General features: G+C 69.3%; 16 protein-coding genes. 12 read left to right on the top strand and 4 right to left on the bottom strand.

Going from position 1 to position 17020, the window contains the following annotated elements:
• The first annotated feature begins 21 nt into the window (after positions 1-21).
• On the top strand, positions 22-981 hold the full coding sequence (gene andR / locus WJ35_RS21940) for an anthranilate 1,2-dioxygenase regulatory protein AndR (RefSeq protein WP_060233750.1): 960 nt from the start codon (positions 22-24) through the stop codon (positions 979-981).
• Positions 982-1057: 76 nt separating this feature from the next.
• On the opposite strand, the gene WJ35_RS21935 is transcribed toward andR, so the two are convergent.
• A complete protein-coding gene (locus WJ35_RS21935) occupies positions 1058-1948 on the bottom strand; it encodes a LysR family transcriptional regulator (protein WP_059967176.1) in 891 nt (296 codons plus the stop codon).
• A gap of 91 nt (positions 1949-2039) precedes the next feature.
• Between WJ35_RS21935 and WJ35_RS21930 the strand changes: the two genes are divergently transcribed.
• Genes WJ35_RS21930 through catC form a run of 3 tightly spaced genes read left to right on the top strand, consistent with a single transcriptional unit; the run spans position 2040 to position 4442 of the window.
• On the top strand, positions 2040-3173 hold the full coding sequence (locus WJ35_RS21930) for a muconate/chloromuconate family cycloisomerase (protein ID WP_060233748.1): 1134 nt from the start codon (positions 2040-2042) through the stop codon (positions 3171-3173).
• A 32-nt stretch (positions 3174-3205) separates the two neighbouring features.
• Positions 3206-4108 carry a catechol 1,2-dioxygenase gene (gene catA, locus WJ35_RS21925; protein ID WP_069239995.1) on the top strand — a complete coding sequence of 301 codons (903 nt, stop codon included), beginning with the start codon at positions 3206-3208 and terminating at the stop codon, positions 4106-4108.
• 43 nt (positions 4109-4151) lie between these two features.
• Entirely contained in the window at positions 4152-4442 is a 291-nt protein-coding gene (gene catC, locus WJ35_RS21920) for a muconolactone Delta-isomerase (protein WP_069239994.1), read from the top strand.
• Positions 4443-4536: 94 nt separating this feature from the next.
• On the opposite strand, the gene WJ35_RS21915 is transcribed toward catC, so the two are convergent.
• Positions 4537-5391: an NAD(P)H-dependent oxidoreductase gene (locus tag WJ35_RS21915; RefSeq protein WP_069239993.1), complete on the bottom strand. Its 855-nt coding sequence runs from the start codon at positions 5389-5391 to the stop codon at positions 4537-4539.
• Positions 5392-5479: 88 nt separating this feature from the next.
• Between WJ35_RS21915 and WJ35_RS21910 the strand changes: the two genes are divergently transcribed.
• Complete coding sequence (locus WJ35_RS21910) at positions 5480-6373, top strand: LysR family transcriptional regulator (RefSeq protein WP_069239992.1); 894 nt, start codon at positions 5480-5482, stop codon at positions 6371-6373.
• Between the two features lie 127 nt (positions 6374-6500).
• Complete coding sequence (locus WJ35_RS21905) at positions 6501-6905, top strand: DUF2471 family protein (protein ID WP_069239991.1); 405 nt, start codon at positions 6501-6503, stop codon at positions 6903-6905.
• A 309-nt stretch (positions 6906-7214) separates the two neighbouring features.
• On the opposite strand, the gene WJ35_RS21900 is transcribed toward WJ35_RS21905, so the two are convergent.
• Complete coding sequence (locus tag WJ35_RS21900) at positions 7215-9248, bottom strand: NADPH-dependent 2,4-dienoyl-CoA reductase (RefSeq protein WP_060235324.1); 2034 nt, start codon at positions 9246-9248, stop codon at positions 7215-7217.
• A 77-nt stretch (positions 9249-9325) separates the two neighbouring features.
• Here WJ35_RS21900 and WJ35_RS21895 point away from each other — a divergent pair, with 77 nt between their 5' ends.
• Positions 9326-10411, top strand: coding sequence for an AraC family transcriptional regulator (locus WJ35_RS21895; protein ID WP_069239990.1), 1086 nt, complete (start codon positions 9326-9328; stop codon positions 10409-10411).
• A 383-nt stretch (positions 10412-10794) separates the two neighbouring features.
• Here the strand turns inward: WJ35_RS21895 and WJ35_RS21885 are convergent, their stop codons facing one another.
• Positions 10795-11223, bottom strand: a complete 429-nt coding sequence (locus WJ35_RS21885; RefSeq protein ID WP_069239988.1) for a MarR family winged helix-turn-helix transcriptional regulator — start codon at positions 11221-11223, stop codon at positions 10795-10797.
• A gap of 110 nt (positions 11224-11333) precedes the next feature.
• Here WJ35_RS21885 and WJ35_RS21880 point away from each other — a divergent pair, with 110 nt between their 5' ends.
• The 5 genes from WJ35_RS21880 to WJ35_RS21860 all read left to right on the top strand — a co-directional run bounded on the left by WJ35_RS21880 (position 11334) and on the right by WJ35_RS21860 (position 16986).
• Positions 11334-12233 carry a LysR family transcriptional regulator gene (locus tag WJ35_RS21880; RefSeq protein ID WP_069239987.1) on the top strand — a complete coding sequence of 300 codons (900 nt, stop codon included), beginning with the start codon at positions 11334-11336 and terminating at the stop codon, positions 12231-12233.
• 114 nt (positions 12234-12347) lie between these two features.
• On the top strand, positions 12348-12779 hold the full coding sequence (locus tag WJ35_RS21875; RefSeq protein WP_069239986.1) for a MarR family winged helix-turn-helix transcriptional regulator: 432 nt from the start codon (positions 12348-12350) through the stop codon (positions 12777-12779).
• 50 nt (positions 12780-12829) lie between these two features.
• A complete protein-coding gene (locus WJ35_RS21870; RefSeq protein ID WP_069240598.1) occupies positions 12830-13921 on the top strand; it encodes an HlyD family secretion protein in 1092 nt (363 codons plus the stop codon).
• Positions 13922-13952: 31 nt separating this feature from the next.
• On the top strand, positions 13953-15527 hold the full coding sequence (locus WJ35_RS21865; RefSeq protein ID WP_060235644.1) for a DHA2 family efflux MFS transporter permease subunit: 1575 nt from the start codon (positions 13953-13955) through the stop codon (positions 15525-15527).
• A gap of 10 nt (positions 15528-15537) precedes the next feature.
• A complete protein-coding gene (locus tag WJ35_RS21860) occupies positions 15538-16986 on the top strand; it encodes an efflux transporter outer membrane subunit (protein WP_069239985.1) in 1449 nt (482 codons plus the stop codon).
• Positions 16987-17020 lie beyond the last annotated feature (34 nt).

Here is a 17020-nt window from a genome sequence, read left to right as displayed (position 1 = left end):
CCCAAAACCAGACTGATGCCCATGCCCCCAACGTCGTTCGAGCCGCTCGCGCTGCGTGCGCACCGGCTGTTCGAATCCCGCGATCTCGACGAGACGCGCGAGCGGATTTCGCGCGTGATGCAGCCGCACGCGCTGCTGCCGAGCGGCCGCGTGCACGGCGCGTCGCATATGGATTTCGTGCGGATCGGCGGGCTCGGGATCGGCACGATCGCGTTCGGCGAACCGATGCGCGTGCAGGTCGACGCGGTCGACGGCTATTACCTGCTGATGTTCTGCCTGTCCGGACAGGCCGACGTGCGTGCGATGGGCCGGCAGGTCGGCGTCGACGGGCAGACCGGCGTGCTGTGCGCGCCCGGCGAGCGCTTCGACGCGCAGCTGTCGGCCGACTGCGAGCAGTTCGTGCTGCGCATCGATGCGGCCACCGTCGGCGCGCTGACCGGCGATCCGCGCGCAATGCTCGACCCCGTGCTGCGCGTGAGCGACGCGGCGCTCGCCGCGTGGCGGCAGCAGTTGATGCTGGTCGCGGGCTCGCCGGCCCTGCTCGAACGCGCGAGCGCGAATCCGCGCGTCGCATCGCAACTCGAACACCTGCTGATCGACCTGCTGATCGAAGGGCATCCGCCGTCGGTCGTTCCCCCGTCGCGCCACGACCCCGTGCCCGGCTTCATGCGGCGCGCGCAGGAATTCGTCGCGGCCCACTACGCGCAGCCGCTGCAGCTCGCCGACATCGTCGGCGCGGCCGGCGTGCCGGAGCGCACGCTGCGCGATGCGTTCATCCAGTTTCGCGGGATGAGTCCGATGCAGTACCTGCGCCACGCACGGCTCGAGCATGCGCGTGACCTGCTGCGCGCCGCGGGCAGCGAGCGGCGGATCGCCGACATCGCGCTCGATTGCGGCTTCACGCACCTCGGCCGGTTTGCGATCGCGTATCGGGAGACGTTCGGCGAATTGCCGTCGGAGACGCTCGACGGAAAGCGCTGAGGCGGCGTCCGTGGCTGCGCCTGCGCAGGGCTCCGAAATCGACCGTTAGTTGCGGTATACGGCGCAACAGCGGTCGTCAGCCCGCCGGCGCGATCATCGTGCGGGCGATCGCGCAGAACGCCGCCGTCGCGGGGCTTTCGTCATGCACGCGGCGGCTCATGATGATCGGCGACGTCGCGACCGGCTCCGGCAGCCGCCGGTAGACGACGCCCTTCACCCGCACGCCCTCGACACTTTCCGGCACCAGCGACACGCCGACTTCCGCGGCGACGAGCCCGAGCGCCGTCTGCAATTCGCGCACCTCGTGCACGCCGGCCGGCGCGAGCCCGCCGTCGCGCAGCGCGGACAACTGCTGGTCCGCGAAACTCGGCCGCGGCGTGCTCGGATAGACGATCAGCGTCTCGTTCGCGACGTCGGCCAGCGCGAGCGGCCGATCCGGATCGGCGAGCGGATGCCCGGCCGGCAGCGCCGCGATCAGCTTCTCCTCGATCAGCGCCTCGCGCACGAGCTGATCGTCGTCGAACCGCAGGCGGCCGAACCCGACGTCGATCCGCCCGCCTTTCAGCGCGCCGAGCTGCTCGAGCGTGAACATTTCGATCAGCGACAGCTCGACGTCCGGCCGCGTCTCGCGGAACGCGCGAATCACGTCCGGCAGCGCGCCGTACAGCGTCGAAGGCACGAAGCCGATCACGATCCGCTCCGACATCTGCGCGAGCCGCCGCGTCAAGGGCCCGAGCTCGTCCGCCTGGTCGACGAGGCGCTTCGCCTGCGCGTAGAACACCCGGCCCGCCTCGGTCAGCTTCAGCGGCCGCGCGCCCCGCTCGAACAGCGGCAGGCCGATTTCGTCCTCGATCGCCTGCAGCTGGCGGCTCAACGGCGGCTGCGTCATGTGCAGGCGCTCAGCGGCCCGCGTGATGTTCATTTCCTCGGCGACGGCAATGAAATACCGGAGCTGACGCAATTCCATTGCATACCTCGAAAGTATGGAAGTAGTCGGAAAGAGTGTTGGACGCCGCCGGGCGGAAGTTCCTACCATGTGCACCAACAGGAGGAATCGCATGATAGCAACTGCCGCCACCATCGAGCGCGTCGAGACGCTGCTCGTCGACGTGCCGACGATCCGCCCGCACAAGCTGTCGGTCGCCACGATGAATTGCCAGACCCTCGTGCTGGTCCGGGTTCGATGCTCGGACGGTATCGAAGGCGTCGGCGAAGCGACCACGATCGGCGGCCTCGCGTACGGCGAGGAAAGCCCGGAAAGCATCAAGGTCAACATCGACACCTATTTCGCACCGCTGCTGCAGGGCATGGACGCGACCCGTCCGGGCGCCGCGATGGCGCGCGTGCGCAAGCTGTTCCAGGGCAACCGCTTCGCGAAGTGCGCGCTCGAGACCGCGCTGTTCGACGCGCAGGCGCGCCGCCTCGGGGTGCCGCTCTCCGAGCTGTTCGGCGGCCGCACGACCGATGCGGTGGACGTCGCGTGGACGCTCGCGAGCGGCGACACGCAGCGCGACATCGCGGAAGCCGAAGCGATGCTCGAAGCGCGCCGCCATCGCGCGTTCAAGCTGAAGATCGGCTCGAACGCGGTGGCCGACGACGTCGCGCACGTGATCGCGATCAAGCGCGCGCTCGGCGAGCGCGGCGATGTGCGGATCGACGTGAACCAGGCGTGGACCGAAACCGATGCGATCTGGGCCGGCCCGCGTCTCGCGGAAGCCGGCGTGAGCCTCGTCGAGCAGCCGATCGCCGCGACCAACCGCGCGGGCCTGAAGCGCCTCACGCAGCTCGCGCAGATACCGGTCATGGCCGACGAGGCGCTGCACGGCCCCGTCGACGCGTTCGCGCTCGCGCAGGACCGCGCCGCCGACGTGTTCGCGGTGAAGATCGCGCAGTCGGGCGGCCTGCAGGGCGCGGCGAGCGTCGCGGCGATCGCGGCGGCGGCCGGCATCGCGCTGTACGGCGGCACGATGCTCGAAGGCGCGGCCGGCACGATGGCGTCCGCGCAGCTGTTCAGCACGTTCGGCGCGCTGCAATGGGGCACCGAGCTGTTCGGCCCGCTGCTGCTGACCGAGGAGATTCTCGTCGAGCCGTTGCGTTACGAGGATTTCAAGCTGCACCTGCCGGCTGCGCCCGGCCTCGGCATCACCTTCGACTGGGCCCGCATCGAACGGATGCGACGCGGCGCCCGCTGATCCCCCGCCATACACCGATATTGGAGACACGCATGAACAAGGACGCCATCGACGCGCTGCTGAAGACCTTCGACGATGCCGCCGAGAAGCCCGGCAACCCGCGCGTGCGCGCGATCGTCAACCGGATCGTGAAGGACCTGTGCTACACGATCGAGGATTTCGACGTGCAGCCGAGCGAGTTCTGGACCGCGCTCAACTACCTGAACGAAGCCGGCAGCGAATTCGGCCTGATCGCCGCGGGCCTCGGCCTCGAGCGCTTCCTCGACGTGCGGATGGACGAGGCCGAAGCGAAGGCCGGCATCCACGGCGGCACGCCGCGCACGATCGAAGGGCCGCTGTATGTCGCGGGCGCGCCGGAATCGGTCGGCCATGCGCGCCTCGACGACGGCACCGATCCGGGCCAGACGCTCGTGATGCGCGGCCGGGTGCTCGGCGACGACGGCAAGCCGCTCGCGAACGCGCTCGTCGAGGTGTGGCACGCGAACCATCTCGGCAACTACTCGTACTTCGATCAGTCGCAGCCGGCGTTCAACCTGCGCCGCTCGATCCGCACCGATGCCGAGGGCCGCTACAGCTTCCGCAGCGTGCTGCCGGTCGGCTACAGCGTGCCGCCGGGCAGCAAGACCGAGCAGCTGCTCGACCAGCTCGGGCGCCACGGCCATCGTCCCGCGCACATTCACTTCTTCGTTTCCGCGGACGGCTATCGCAAGCTGACGACGCAGATCAACATCGAAGGCGATCCGCACATCTGGGACGACTTCGCATTCGCGACGCGCGAAGGGCTGATCCCGAAGATCAAGCAGGCCGAAGGCGCGGAAGGCAAGCCTTACGACGTCGATGGCCAGTTCGCGCTGATCGACTTCGACTTCACGCTGGTCAAGGAACGGCAGCACGTACCGGCGAGCGATGTCGAACGCGCACGCGCGCAGGCCTGAGCGGCCGTAACGTTCGACGAACCGACAATACAAGGAGCGCAGGATGCTGTTTCATGTGGAAATGACCGTCAACCTGCCGCACGACATGGACCCGGTGAAGGCGGCTACGTTGAAGGCCGAAGAGAAGGCGATGTGCCAGCGCCTGATGCAGGACGGCGTCTGGCGGCATCTGTGGCGGATCGCGGGGCAATATGCGAACGTCAGCATTTTCGACGTCGAGAGCGTGCAGCAGCTGCATGACGTGTTGAGCCAGTTGCCGCTGTTTCCGTATATGAGCGTCGAGGTGCGGGCGCTGTGCCGGCATCCGTCGTCGGTTCGGGACGACGATCGCTGAGATCCGTGCAGCCCGTGAAGCCCGTGCTGCCCGTGCCGGCGCTTGTCCGGCGGCGCACGGGCCGCAGTCCGTTACGACCCGACGAACGCCTGCCTCACGCGGCGTTCGCCGCTGCGGACGCGGGATCGCGCGCGTTGTTGGGCGGCGCGTCGGGTGCATCGTGCGCCTCCTCGTGCGCGACGTGCACCGCGAACCCCACGCTGCCGGGCGCGATCTCCGCCTTCAGCGTCAGCGCCGGAATCTCGTAGTCCCCCGCGTTCTGCCGCCGGAACGGAATCGGCTGCGCGGTCCATAGCTCATCGAGACGCTTGCCGAGCGCCGCGCGTGTTTCGTCGAAGCGCACGTCGTTCATCTTTCCGGTACGGTGGATCGCGAACGGCGGCAGCACGTCGAACCCCGGGTAATACAGGATCCCGTGCTGAATCGGAAACAGCACGTCGTCGATCGGCCCGTTGATGCCGCGCGGGCCGTAGTGCGACTCCCACCCGCCTGTCGTGACGACCAGCATCGCGCGCTTGCCCGCGAGCGACCCTTCGCCGTACCGGTCGCCCCAATGCGTATCCGAGTGCTCGCCGACGCCATACGCGAACCCGTACGCATACACGCGCTCCACCCAGCCCTTCATGATCGCCGGCATCGAGAACCACCACATCGGAAACTGCAGGATCACCGCATCGGCCCACTTCAGCTTCGCCTGTTCGCGCGCGATGTCGTCCCGCTGCGTCCCTTGCGCGAATGCGCGCTTCGAATCGAGCGACGGATCGAAACGCGCGGCGGGCGGCCGGTCCGTGACATCGTCGCCGTCGAGCGTCGCCTTCCAGTTCATCACGTACAGGTCGGACACCTGCACCGCATGCCCGGCAGCCTCGAGACGCTGCACGGCGAAATCCCGCAGCGCGCCGTTCAGCGACCGCGGTTCGGGATGGGCATAAACGATCAGCACGTTCATGGCCAAGACACTCCGTTGCTTGAATGTCGGCAGGATGCCGCGCCGCCAGGTATATTGGAAATGAATTTCCGGAATTCCAGGTATAGCGATGAACAATCTCAGACGACTGGACCTGAACCTGCTCGTCACGCTCGACGTGCTGCTGTCCGAGCACAACGTCACGCGCGCGGCCGAAAAGCTGAGCATGTCGCAGCCGTCGGTCAGCGTGCAGCTGCAGAAGCTGCGCGACGTGTTCGGCGATCCGCTGCTGCTGCCCGGCCCGCGCGGGATGCGGCCGACCGCGCGCGCCGAGGCGCTGCGCGAACCGCTGCGGGAAGCGCTCGACGCGGTCGAACGCGCGGTGCTGCCCGCCACGCCGTTCGATCCCGCGACCGCGACGCACACCTGGAACGTGGCCGCCACCGACTACGGCGAATCGACGATCGTGCTGCCGGCGCTCGCCACGCTGCGGTCCGCCGCGCCCGGCACGCGGCTCGCGGTCGTCGAGCTCGCGCCGCCACGCATCGAGAAACAGGCGGAACGCAGCGAAATCGACCTGGCGTTTCACACGACCGAAGGTTCGCCGGCGGGCATGCGGCGTCTGCCGCTGTTCGTCGAGCGCTACGTGCTCGTCGGCCGCGCCGGGCATCCGAAGCTCAGGCGCCGGCCCACGCTCGCGCAGTTCGGCACGCTCGAACACGTGATCGTGTCGCCCGACGGCGGCGGCTTCGTCGGCGTGACGGATGACGCGCTCGCGAAGCGCGGCGCCACGCGCCGCGTCGTGCTGTCCGTGCCGCATTTCCTGTTCGTGATGTCGGCCGTCGCGAACACCGACCTCGTCGCGATGCTGCCCGAGCGTCTCGTGCGCGACGCACCCGCGCTGCGAGTCGTCGACGCGCCGGTCGAGGTACCCGGCTATGAAATGTCGATGCTGTGGCACGAACGCTCGCATCGCGATCCGGCGCACCAGTGGCTGCGCGAGACGATCGCCGCGGCGGTGTGACACGGTCGTACCACTGCCCGCACGAAGGACTTGAAACCGGATCGAACACTGTATATATTCACAGTGTTTTTGCATCATTCGACCCGAATTCCGTCAACCATGGCGGACGGACTTTTGTGAGGCGACCATGTTCCAGCCATCCGCTTTCGATCCCGAACAACCCGGCTTCAATCCCGTCCACTTCGAGCGCGCCGCGCAGCGGGCAGCCGTCGACCTGCAACGCGTCGTCGGCGGGCCCGCGCAGCGCGCGCTCGGCCTGCGCCGTCGCACCCACCCGGCCGCGGTCCGCACGCTCAGCTGGCAGGCGCTGCTCGACGTCGAGGACCTGGCGTTCTCCAATGCGGGGTTTCTGAACCGGAACGATCCGGCGGTGGTCGACGCGTTCATCCGGCTGCGCGACAGCCGGATGGTGGCCGCGGATGTCGACGAGCCGGTCGACTGGCGCCGCGACGACGACGACCTGCCGGCCGTCTACCTGATCGTCAAGGCGATGCTCGAAGCGGAACGGGAAGAGCGGGCCGAAGCGGCGTAAGGCGGGTGGCGGGTCGGTCGGGCTGGCGGGAAGCCGGCGGGCAGAACGCGCCGAGAGTGGGTCGGTCGCGCTCGGCATCGCGGGCGTGGGCCGTGTCGGGCCGAGTTAGCCGAGTTGGGGCCGGGGCTGAGTTGGCCGAATTGCGCGTATTGCGTGCGCTGCTCCGTATCGCGCGGCGCCGCGACGGTGCCAATCCGCGCCACCGCCCTGCGCGGAGATCGCCGCTTCATCGAAACAAACGCGCGCCCATCGCCCAGCCAAACCGCCGCACCGCCGCGCGCGCCATCGAAACGTCGAACCGAGCGCCGATTACAGCCGCGCCGCCAGCCGCGCGCCCTGATCGATCGCGCGCTTCGCGTCGAGCTCGGCGGCCAGTTCCGCGCCGCCGATCAGGTGCACCGCGCGCCCCGCCGCCCGCAGCGGCTCGACGAGCGCGCGCTGCGGCTCCTGCCCGGTGCACAGCACGATCGTGTCGACCTCGATCAGCGCCGGATCGGTGCGCTTCTCGCCGTACGACACATGCAGCCCGCGGGCATCGATCCGCTCGTAGTTCACGCCGCCGATCATCTTCACCTGCTTCATCTTCAGCGTCGCGCGGTGGATCCAGCCGGTCGTCTTGCCGAGCCCCTTGCCGAGCGGCGCGGCCTTGCGCTGCAGCAGCGTCACCTCGCGGGCCGGCGGCGCGACCTGCGCACGCGTCACGCCGCCGCGCGTCGCGGCCGGATCGGTCACGCCCCACTCCGCCTTCCATTCGTCGAGATCGAGCGCGGGCGACGCGCCGTCCTGCACCAGGAACTCGGCGACGTCGAAGCCGATCCCGCCCGCGCCGACCACCGCGACCCGCTTGCCGACCGGCTGGTTGCCCGCGAGCACGTCGATGTAGCTGAGCACGTTCGGCCCGTCCTGCCCCGGAATCTTCGGATCGCGCGGCGCGACGCCGGTCGCGAGCACGATCTCGTCGTAGCCGCCCGCGATCAGGTCGTTCGCGTCGACACGCCGGTTCAGGTGCAGCGCCACGCCCGTCAGCTCGATCTGGCGACGGAAATAGCGTAACGCCTCATGGAACTCCTCCTTGCCGGGAATCCGCTTCGCCATGTTGAACTGGCCGCCGATGTCGGCCGCCGCGTCGAACAGGTCGACGCGATGGCCGCGCTGCGCGAGCACGGTCGAGCACGCGAGCCCGGCCGGCCCCGCGCCGACCACCGCGATGCGCTTCGCCTTCGGCGCGGGCGTGTATGTCAGTTCCGTCTCGTGGCACGCGCGCGGGTTCAGCAGGCACGACGCGATCCGGTTCTTGAACGCATGATCGAGGCACGCCTGGTTGCAGCCGATGCAGGTGTTGATCTCGTCCGCACGGCCCCGTGCGGCCTTGTTCACGAACTCGGCATCGGCGAGCAGCGGGCGCGCCATCGACACCATGTCCGCGCAGCCGTCCGCGAGGATCTGCTCGGCGACTTCCGGCCGGTTGATCCGGTTGGTCGTCACGAGCGGAATGCCGACCTCGCCCTTCATCTTCTTCGTCACCCACGCGAACGCGCCGCGCGGCACCGACGTCGCGATCGTCGGCACGCGCGCTTCGTGCCAGCCGATCCCCGTGTTGATGATCGTCGCGCCCGCGCGCTCGACCGCCTTCGCGAGCTGCACGACCTCGCGCCAGTCGCTGCCGTCCGGGATCAGGTCGAGCATCGACAGCCGGTAGATCAGGATGAAATCGCGGCCGACCGCCTCGCGGGTGCGCTCGATGATCTCGATCGGCAGGCGGATGCGGTTCTCGTACGCGCCGCCCCACTGGTCGGTGCGCTTGTTGGTATGCAGCGAGATGAACTGGTTGATCAGGTAGCCCTCGGAGCCCATGATCTCGACGCCGTCGTAGCCCGCTTCGCGCGCCAGCGTCGCGCAGCGCACGAACGCGCCGATCTGCCGCTCGACGCCGCGCGCGGTCAGTTCGTGCGGCGTGAACGGCGAGATCGGCGACTTGATCTTCGACGGCGCGACTGCGAACGGGTGATAGCCGTAGCGGCCGGTGTGGAGGATCTGCAGCGCGATCTTGCCGCCCTCGGCGTGCACGGCGCGGGGAATCGCGCGGTGCCGGCGCGCGGCCGACGACGTCATCAGCGTGCCGCCGAACGGCTTGGTCCAGCCGGCCACGTTCGGCGCGAAGCCGCCGGTGACCATCAGGCCGACGCCGCCGCGCGCGCGTTCCGCGAAGTATTCGGCAAGGCGCGGCAGCGTCTTGCGGCTGTCCTCGAGACCCGTGTGCATCGAGCCCATCAGCACGCGGTTCTTCAGCGTCGTGAAACCGAGGTCGAGCGGGGCAAGCAGGTGGGGAAACGATGTCGTCATGATGGCGTGGCCGGAAAAGCGGTGAGCGTCATCGTAGGGCGCGCACGACGTTGAACGTGAGGGGGCAAACAGCCATAATGCTTGTCATTTCCGGCCAAACAGACATGACTTCCCCGCTTGCCAAGGACCGCCTCGGGCTGCGCCGGCCGACGATTCCGGTCGCCTATCCGCGCCTGCTGCTGCAGGTGCTCGACGCCCGCGGCGTCGACCTTGCCGCGGTGCGCGCCGGCACGGGCCTGCGCGACGCGGTGCTGGCCGAGCCGGACGCGCGCGTCGCGCCGTCGCAATGGGGGCGGCTCGTGCTGAACGCGATCGAAATCGGCGGCGATCCGGGCATCGGTCTCGCGTTCGGGCTGCAGCTCAAGCCGACCGTGCACGGCTTTCTCGGCTACGCGACGCTGACCGCGCGGGACATCCGCGCGTCGCTGCAGGTGACGATCCGCTACTTCCGGATGCGCAACCGCCAATATCGCCTGACCTATGCCGAGGACGAAAACGGCGCGACGCTCGAACTGCACGGTGTGCAGGCGAGCCCCGTGCTGCAGCATCACGTGATGTTCGAATTCGTGCTGTCCGGGCTCGCGCGGAACATCGCGCAACTGTCCGGGCGCGCGTCGCCGGACATCGCACTGCAGTTCGCGTGGCCGGAGCCCGCCTACTTCGCCCGTTACCGGCGCCAGTTGCCGCCGGTGCGCTTCGGCTGCGCGGCCAACGCGCTGTGGATCGCGCGCGACGTGCTGGACTGGCCGCTGCCGCTGGCCGACGAGGTCGCGCACCGGCAGGCGCTGGTGCAGGTCGAGCGGGAATACGCGCAGGTCCGGCAGGAGGAAGGCGATCTCGTCGAGCGCGTGCGGGCGGAGCTGGCGCACGCGGCAGGCGGCTATCCGGGGCCGGAGACGCTCGCGCAGCAGCTGCTCGTATCGACGCGCACGTTCAGGCGGCGGCTCGAGGAAGCCGGCGCGAGCTACCGGCAATTGCTCGACGAGGCGCGCTATCGGGATGCGAAGCAGTTGCTCGCGGCGTCGGACCTCGACCTGAAGACGATCGCCGAGCGCCTGCAGTTCACCGACCCGGCGAATTTCACGCGCGCGTTCCGGCGCTGGGCCGGGCAGACACCGAGCGCGTTTCGGCAAGCGGCTGCGGGCGATACGACGCAGGATTGAGCCGGACTATGCGTGCCGGCACGCGGGCGCGTTCGAGTGGTTCGAGTGGTTCGAGTGGTTCGAGCGGTTCGAGCGGTTCGAGCGGTTCGAGCGGTTCGAGCGGTTCGAGCGGTTCGAGCGGTTCGAGCGGTTCGAGCGGTTCGAGCGGTTCGAGCGGTTCGAGTGGTTCGAGTGGTTCGAGTGGTTCGAGCGACCTCATCGGCTTGACCGACTGGACCCACGTGCCCGACCCGACCAACGCAACAGCGACCGGCGCATCGCGCGCGCAACGTCATCGACCACGCGCGACATCGCATCGGCGCATCTGCGCGCCCGCGCGGTGCAGTCACGACATCGCACCGCGCGTGCGGCCCGGCGCCTTCGCAGCCCGCCGCACCCGCGCCCTATCGCTGCCCGATTACGCCGAACAACTCGCTGCGCAGCGCCTTCGCGCGCGCACGGCCGAACTGCGCCTCGAACTCGTCCTGCGCAGCCTGCCACGCGATTTTCGCGCGCGCGTAGGTACGCCGGCCGGCGGCCGTGAGGCTCAGTGCATGCGCGCGCGCGTCGTGCTCGGACGCGCCCGCCGCGACGAGCCCGTCGCGCTGCAGCGGCTTCAGCGCGCGCAGCAGCGTCGTGCGATCCATCACCAGCGTGTCCGCCAGCTCGCTCATCCGCTGCTCGGGACGGTGCGACAGATTGGCCATGATCGCGAATTGCGCGGCCGTGACTCCGACCGGCGCGAGATGCCGCTCATAGAGTTGCGTGACGAAGCGCGCGGCCTGCCGCAGCGCGAGACAGTTGCAGGCCTGCACAATCTGGGTGTCGTTCATGCACGGCAATCTATATGTGCATATGCATAAAGTCAATGTACACTGCGCCGTGACATGGCTGGGCCGGCCGCGTACGTCACGTGCCCCGCCATCGCTTCGAGGAAACGGGCATGGACTACTTCGACAAGCTGCGGCTTTTCCGGTCGGTGGTGGAACTGCGCAGCTTCACCCGCGCCGCCGACGTGCATGGCCTCGCGCGCCCGGTCGTGTCGCGCGCGATCGCCGAGCTGGAGGCGCGCTTCGGCAGCCGCCTGCTGCACCGCACGACGCGGCAGGTGTCGCTGACCGAAACGGCCGAGCGCCTGTACGAGCGGTGCGCGGCCGTGCTCGACGAACTCGACGCGCTCGAGGCGGAAGCCCAGACGCAGACCCGCGAGCCGGACGGCCTGCTGCGGCTCGTCGCGCACACGACCGTCGCGCTGAACCGCCTCGTGCCGCTGATCGCCGGCTTCAAGGCCGCGCATCCGAAAGTGCGCCTCGACGTGACGCTGACCGAGCGCCCGGTCGATCTGGTCGGCGAAGGCTTCGACATCGGCATCGTCGTGCCCTACATGCTGACGAGCGAGACGACCGTCGTGCGGCTCGTGGAACGCATCCCGGTGGTGATCGTCGCGACGCCCGCGTATCTGCGCACGCATCCGCGGCCCGAGACTCCCGCCGCACTCGCCGGCCACGCGTTCGTGCCGATGTCGCCGTCGTTGCGCCGGCCCGCGCTGGCGTTCCGCGTCGGCGGCGACACGCTGACCGTGCCGTTGCGCTTCGACGTCGCGTCCAACAGCCCCGTGTTCAACCGGGAGATGGTGTTGCGCCACTTCGGAATCGGCGTGGTGCCGCGCGCGCTGGTCGAGACGGAGCTCGCGTCCGGCGCGCTCGTCCGGCTGCTCGAGGATGCCGACCTCGTCGACGCGTTCGTCGAGATCAAGCTCGCCTATGCGAACCGCGCGCTGCTGCCGGCGAAGGTGAAGGCGTTCATCGACTACGCAGCCGCCTACGGCGACGGCGCACGCTGATGGGTGCCGGCGCGCACGCGCCGCGCATCGCGCGCCCGATTGGTACGGCCGCGACACCAATCTGATCCCGCGCGGCTGCTCGCTTCGCGGCGCGCCGCGCCCTAGCATGTGCACATGCACAACACCCCACTCAGCGACGACGATTGCTTCGCTGTCCGGCAGGCCGCCCGCCGGATCTCGCAGTTCTACGAGCGTTACCTGTCGCAGGCGGGCGTCACCGCGTCGCAGTACAGCATCCTCGCGCTGCTGCGCGAACGCCCCGGCCTGACGATGGCGGCGCTGTCGGCCGTGCTGGTGATCGAGCGCACCGCGCTGCTGCGCGCGCTCAAGCCGCTCGTCGGCGCGGCGCTCGTCAGCGGCCGCGTCGAGCCGCGGTGCCGCCGCCGAACGTTCTCGTTGACCGCAGAGGGCGAAGCGAAGATCGCCGCAGCACAGGTGCACTGGCGCGCCGCCCAGCACGCATTCGAGCAACGCTTCGGCACAGCACGCGCGGCACGCCTCAGAGACGAACTGTTCACGATCACGCACGACCTGGCGACGCGCTGATCGACGACCTCGCCGATCGCCCCGATACGTGCATATACATGGATGCATCGATGGAAACGACCCAAACCGCTGCGTCGCGCGACGCGGCTACAGCCGACCGGCCCGCGAAGCAGCAACGCCGCGTGCCGTGGATGCGGATCGCGGTCGCGGCGGTGGTCGTCGCGGTCGCGGCCGCGACGCTCGACTGGCTGTTCGTGCTGCGCTTCGAGCAGAGCACCGACGATGCGTACGTCGGCGGCAACGTCACGGTGCTCGCGCCGAAGGTGAACGGCTTCGTCGACGAGATCCTCGTAACCGACAACCAGCGCGTGAAGGCCGGCGACGTGCTGGTGCGGCTCGACGCGCGCGACTACGACGCGAAGCTCGCGCAGGCGACGGCCGACGTCGAAGGCGCGCGCGCCGCGGTGGCCGAACTCGAAGCGAAGCAGCAGCTTCAGTACGCGGTGATCGGCCAACAAACCGCGGAGAAAAGCGCGTCGGCTGCCGAACTGACGCGCGCATCGTCCGACAAGGTGCGCTACCGCGAGCTCGTGAAGTCCGACGCGGTGTCGAACCAGATCGTCGAGCGGGCCGATGCCGATTATTCGAAGGCGAGCGCCGCGGTCGACCGCAGCGACGCCGCACTGCTCGCCGCGAAGCGGCAGCTCGACGTGCTCGGCGCGCAGCTCGCCGACGCCCGCGCGCGCGTCAACACCGCGCTCGCCGCGCAGCGGGTCGCGGCGCTCAACGTCGAATACACGACGATCCGCTCGCCGGTCGACGGCTACGTCGGCAACCGCACCGGCCGGGTCGGGATGCTCGCGAACGTCGGCGTGCCGCTCTTGACGATCGTGCCCGCGTCGGGCCTGTGGATCGACGCGAACTTCAAGGAAGACCAGCTGAAGAAGATACGCCCGGGCGACCGCGTCGACGTGTCGCTCGACGCATCGAGCCTGCGCGTGCACGGCCGCGTCGAGAGCCTCGCGCCCGCGACCGGCGCGACCTTCAGCGTGCTGCCGCCGGAGAACGCGACCGGCAACTTCACGAAGATCGTGCAGCGCGTGCCGGTGCGCGTGCATCTCGATGCGCAGCCGGGCCTCGAGAACGTGCTGCGTCCCGGCCTGTCCGCGGTCGTGACCGTGCATACGGCGCGCGCGGACTGAGCGGCATGCCGAGCGAATGACGGAGCGGATCATGACTACAGGCTTTATCGGCAACCCGGCGTCGCAACCGATGCGGCAGCGCGTGTTCGCGTTCGCGCTGATGTGCGTCGGGTTCTTCATGGCGACCCTCGACATCCAGATCGTCGCGTCGTCGCTGCGCGACATCGGCGGCGGGCTGTCCGCGAGCCAGGACGAGCTGTCGTGGGTGCAGACCGCGTACCTGATCGCGGAGATCCTTGTGATCCCGATGTCGGGCTGGCTGTCGAAGGTGCTGTCGACGCGCTGGCTGTTCGTCGCGTCCGCGGTCGGCTTCACGATCACCAGCATGCTGTGCGGCCTCGCGTGGGACATCAACTCGATGATCCTGTTTCGCGGGCTGCAGGGCGCGCTCGGCGCGGCGATGATCCCGACCGTGTTCACGACCGCGTTCGTGCTGTTTCCCGGCAAGCAGCGGCTGGTCGCATCGACGACCATCGGCGCGCTCGCGTCGCTCGCGCCGGCAATCGGCCCGGTGATCGGCGGCTGGATCACCGACCAGTGGTCGTGGCACTGGCTGTTCTACCTGAACCTCGCGCCGGGCATCGTCGTGGCCGCGCTGGTGCCGCGCTACGTGCATATCGACCAGCCCGACCTCGGCCTGCTCAAGCGCGGCGACTATCCCGGCATCGCGCTGATGTCCGGCTTCCTCGGCTGCCTCGAATACGTGCTCGAGGAAGGCCCGCGCAAGAACTGGTTCGGCGACGACGTCATCGTGCTGTGCACGTGGATCTCCGCGATCTGCGGCTTCCTGTTCCTCGTCCACGCGCTGACCGCGAAGGACCCGATCGTCGACCTGCGCGCGCTCGTCGTGCGCAACTTCGGGATCGGCAGCCTGCTGTCGTTCGTGACCGGGATCGGCATCTTCGTGTCGGTGTTCCTGACGCCGCTCTTTCTCGCGCAGGTGCGCGGCTTCAGCTCGCTGCAGATCGGCATCGCGCTGCTGTCGGTCGGCGCGTTCCAGATGCTCGCGCTCGGCGCGTATGCGTTCGCGACGCGCTTCTTCAGCATGCGGGTGCTGCTGGTGTTCGGGCTCGCCTGCTTCGGCCTCGGCGTCTACCTGTACACGCCGATCACGCACGACTGGGGCTGGCGCGAACTGCTGCTGCCGCAGGCGCTGCGCGGCATCGGCCAGCAGTTCAGCGTGCCGCCGATCGTGACGATGGCGCTCGGCTCGCTGCCGCAGTCGCGGCTGAAATCGGCGAGCGGCCTGTTCAACCTGATGCGCAACCTCGGCGGCGCGATCGGCATCGCGGTCAGCGCGACGATGCTCAACGACCGGCTGAATTTCCACTACCTGCGCCTCAACGAGCACGTGAGTGCCGGCCAGCCGCAGGTCGCGGCGCTGCTCGACGGGCAGGCCGCGCACTGGACGGCCGCAGCCGGCGACACGCTGAACGCCGCGCAGGCCGGCCTCGCGAACCTGCACCGGCTGATCTTTCGCGAAGCGCTGACGCTCACTTACGCGGACGCGTTCTACGCGCTGGCGTTGTGTTTCCTCGTCGCGCTGATCGCGGTGCTGTTTTCCAAACCCATTTCCACGAGCGCGCCGCCGCCGGACGCGCACTGAGGTCATCGTCATGAAAAAGCTTCTCGTCGCCCTCGCCGTCAGCGCGCTCGCTGCCGGCTGCGCGGTGCAGCCCGCGCAGCATCCCGCGCTGCATGAATCGGTCGAATCGCTCGCGCCGCACGCGTGGGACACGGACGTGCCGCGCGCGGACGTCGACGCCGCAACGTGGTGGGCGCAGTTCCACGACCCGGTGCTCGACGCATTGATCGCCACCGTGCTCGACGCCAACCTCGACCTGCAGGCGGCCGCCGAGCGCGTGAAGCAGGCGCAGGCGCTGACGGTGCAGAAGCGCTCGGCGCTGCTGCCGGAACTGGACGCGAACGCGCACGGCGCTTACGCGCGCCAGAACACGCCGCCGCCGCTCGGCTACGTGAAGCAGGCCGGCGCGGGCCTCGCGCTGAGCTGGTCGCCGGACGTGTTCGGCGGCGAACGGCTCGACCTGCTCGCCGCGCAAGCCGAACTCGTCGGGCAGAAGCACGCGGAAGACGCGATGCGGCTCGCGCTCGCGGCGGACACCGCGTCGGCCTACGTCGACCTGCGGTGGGCGCAGCAGGAACTGCGGATCCTGCAGGACAACGCGCGGATCCGCCAACGCGCGCTCGACCTCACGCGCAAGCGTCAGGCGTTCGGGCTGTCGACCGAGCTCGACGTCACGCGCGCGCAGAACCAGCTCGATGCGCTCGAAGCGCGGATTCCGCCGACGCAGGCGCAGATCTCGCACCAGCTCAACCTGATCGCCGTGTATTCGGGGCGCACGCCCGAGTCGGTCGACAAGCTCGTGCTCGCGCAGGCCGGCGACATCCCCGCGCCGCCGGACGGATCGCCCGCCACGCTGCCGTCGCAGGCGCTGCTGCGCCGCCCCGACGTGCTGAGCGCCTACGCGCGCGTCGAGCAGCGCGCGGCCCAGGTCGGCGTCGCGAAGGCCGAGCGCTATCCGAAGTTCTCGCTGAACCTGACCGACGGCCTCCTCGCCGCGTCCTATCTCGGCCTGCCGACGCTGACCGACAACCTGTTCAGCGCGGCGCTGAGCGCAACGAGCCCGATCTTCAACGCCGGGCGCATCACCGCCGACATCGCTCGGAGCGAAAGCCGCATGCGCGAATCGGAGCTCGGCTTGCGGCAGACGATGCTGCAGGCGCTGCGTGAAATCGAGGATGCGCGCGCGGATCTCGTCAGCAGCGACGCGGCAACGCAGCGGCTCGCGAGCGCGCTGTCGGCGTCCAATCACGCGCTCGGTCTCGCGAACCAGCTTTACAAGGGCGGCGCGACGGATTTCCTGGACGTGCTGTCGGCGCAGGAAGTGTATCTGCGCGATTCGGACGCGCTGAATCAGGTGCGGCGCGAGCACGCGCTGTCGGCGGTTGCGCTGTATCGGTCGCTCGGTGGCGGCTGGAGCCGCAACGATGCGGCGGGCGGGACGGAGCCGGAAGCCGTCGCGGCCACCGCTGCGGCCCGCTGACCGGTGCGCCGGCGACCTTCGCCGCATCGAAACG

This window comes from Burkholderia ubonensis, assembly GCF_001718695.1.
Classification (GTDB): Bacteria; Pseudomonadota; Gammaproteobacteria; order Burkholderiales; family Burkholderiaceae; genus Burkholderia; species Burkholderia ubonensis_B.
The sequence above is the reverse complement of the archived record's forward strand: the minus strand, read 5'-3'. Positions and strand labels throughout refer to the sequence as shown.

Excerpts from the sequence above, each read along its gene's own strand:
- WJ35_RS21900 (WP_060235324.1), bottom strand. The coding sequence starts at position 9,248 with ATGACGACATCGTTTCCCCACCTGCTTGCCCCGCTCGACCTCGGTTTC.
- andR (WP_060233750.1), top strand. The coding sequence starts at position 22 with ATGCCCCCAACGTCGTTCGAGCCGCTCGCGCTGCGTGCGCACCGGCTG.
- WJ35_RS21885 (WP_069239988.1), bottom strand. The coding sequence starts at position 11,223 with ATGAACGACACCCAGATTGTGCAGGCCTGCAACTGTCTCGCGCTGCGG.
- WJ35_RS21870 (WP_069240598.1), top strand. The coding sequence starts at position 12,830 with ATGGAAACGACCCAAACCGCTGCGTCGCGCGACGCGGCTACAGCCGAC.
- WJ35_RS21880 (WP_069239987.1), top strand. The coding sequence starts at position 11,334 with ATGGACTACTTCGACAAGCTGCGGCTTTTCCGGTCGGTGGTGGAACTG.
- WJ35_RS21930 (WP_060233748.1), top strand. The coding sequence starts at position 2,040 with ATGATAGCAACTGCCGCCACCATCGAGCGCGTCGAGACGCTGCTCGTC.
- WJ35_RS21875 (WP_069239986.1), top strand. The coding sequence starts at position 12,348 with ATGCACAACACCCCACTCAGCGACGACGATTGCTTCGCTGTCCGGCAG.
- WJ35_RS21915 (WP_069239993.1), bottom strand. The coding sequence starts at position 5,391 with ATGAACGTGCTGATCGTTTATGCCCATCCCGAACCGCGGTCGCTGAAC.
- WJ35_RS21895 (WP_069239990.1), top strand. The coding sequence starts at position 9,326 with ATGCTTGTCATTTCCGGCCAAACAGACATGACTTCCCCGCTTGCCAAG.
- WJ35_RS21910 (WP_069239992.1), top strand. The coding sequence starts at position 5,480 with ATGAACAATCTCAGACGACTGGACCTGAACCTGCTCGTCACGCTCGAC.
- catA (WP_069239995.1), top strand. The coding sequence starts at position 3,206 with ATGAACAAGGACGCCATCGACGCGCTGCTGAAGACCTTCGACGATGCC.
- WJ35_RS21935 (WP_059967176.1), bottom strand. The coding sequence starts at position 1,948 with ATGGAATTGCGTCAGCTCCGGTATTTCATTGCCGTCGCCGAGGAAATG.
- WJ35_RS21860 (WP_069239985.1), top strand. The coding sequence starts at position 15,538 with ATGAAAAAGCTTCTCGTCGCCCTCGCCGTCAGCGCGCTCGCTGCCGGC.
- catC (WP_069239994.1), top strand. The coding sequence starts at position 4,152 with ATGCTGTTTCATGTGGAAATGACCGTCAACCTGCCGCACGACATGGAC.
- WJ35_RS21905 (WP_069239991.1), top strand. The coding sequence starts at position 6,501 with ATGTTCCAGCCATCCGCTTTCGATCCCGAACAACCCGGCTTCAATCCC.
- WJ35_RS21865 (WP_060235644.1), top strand. The coding sequence starts at position 13,953 with ATGACTACAGGCTTTATCGGCAACCCGGCGTCGCAACCGATGCGGCAG.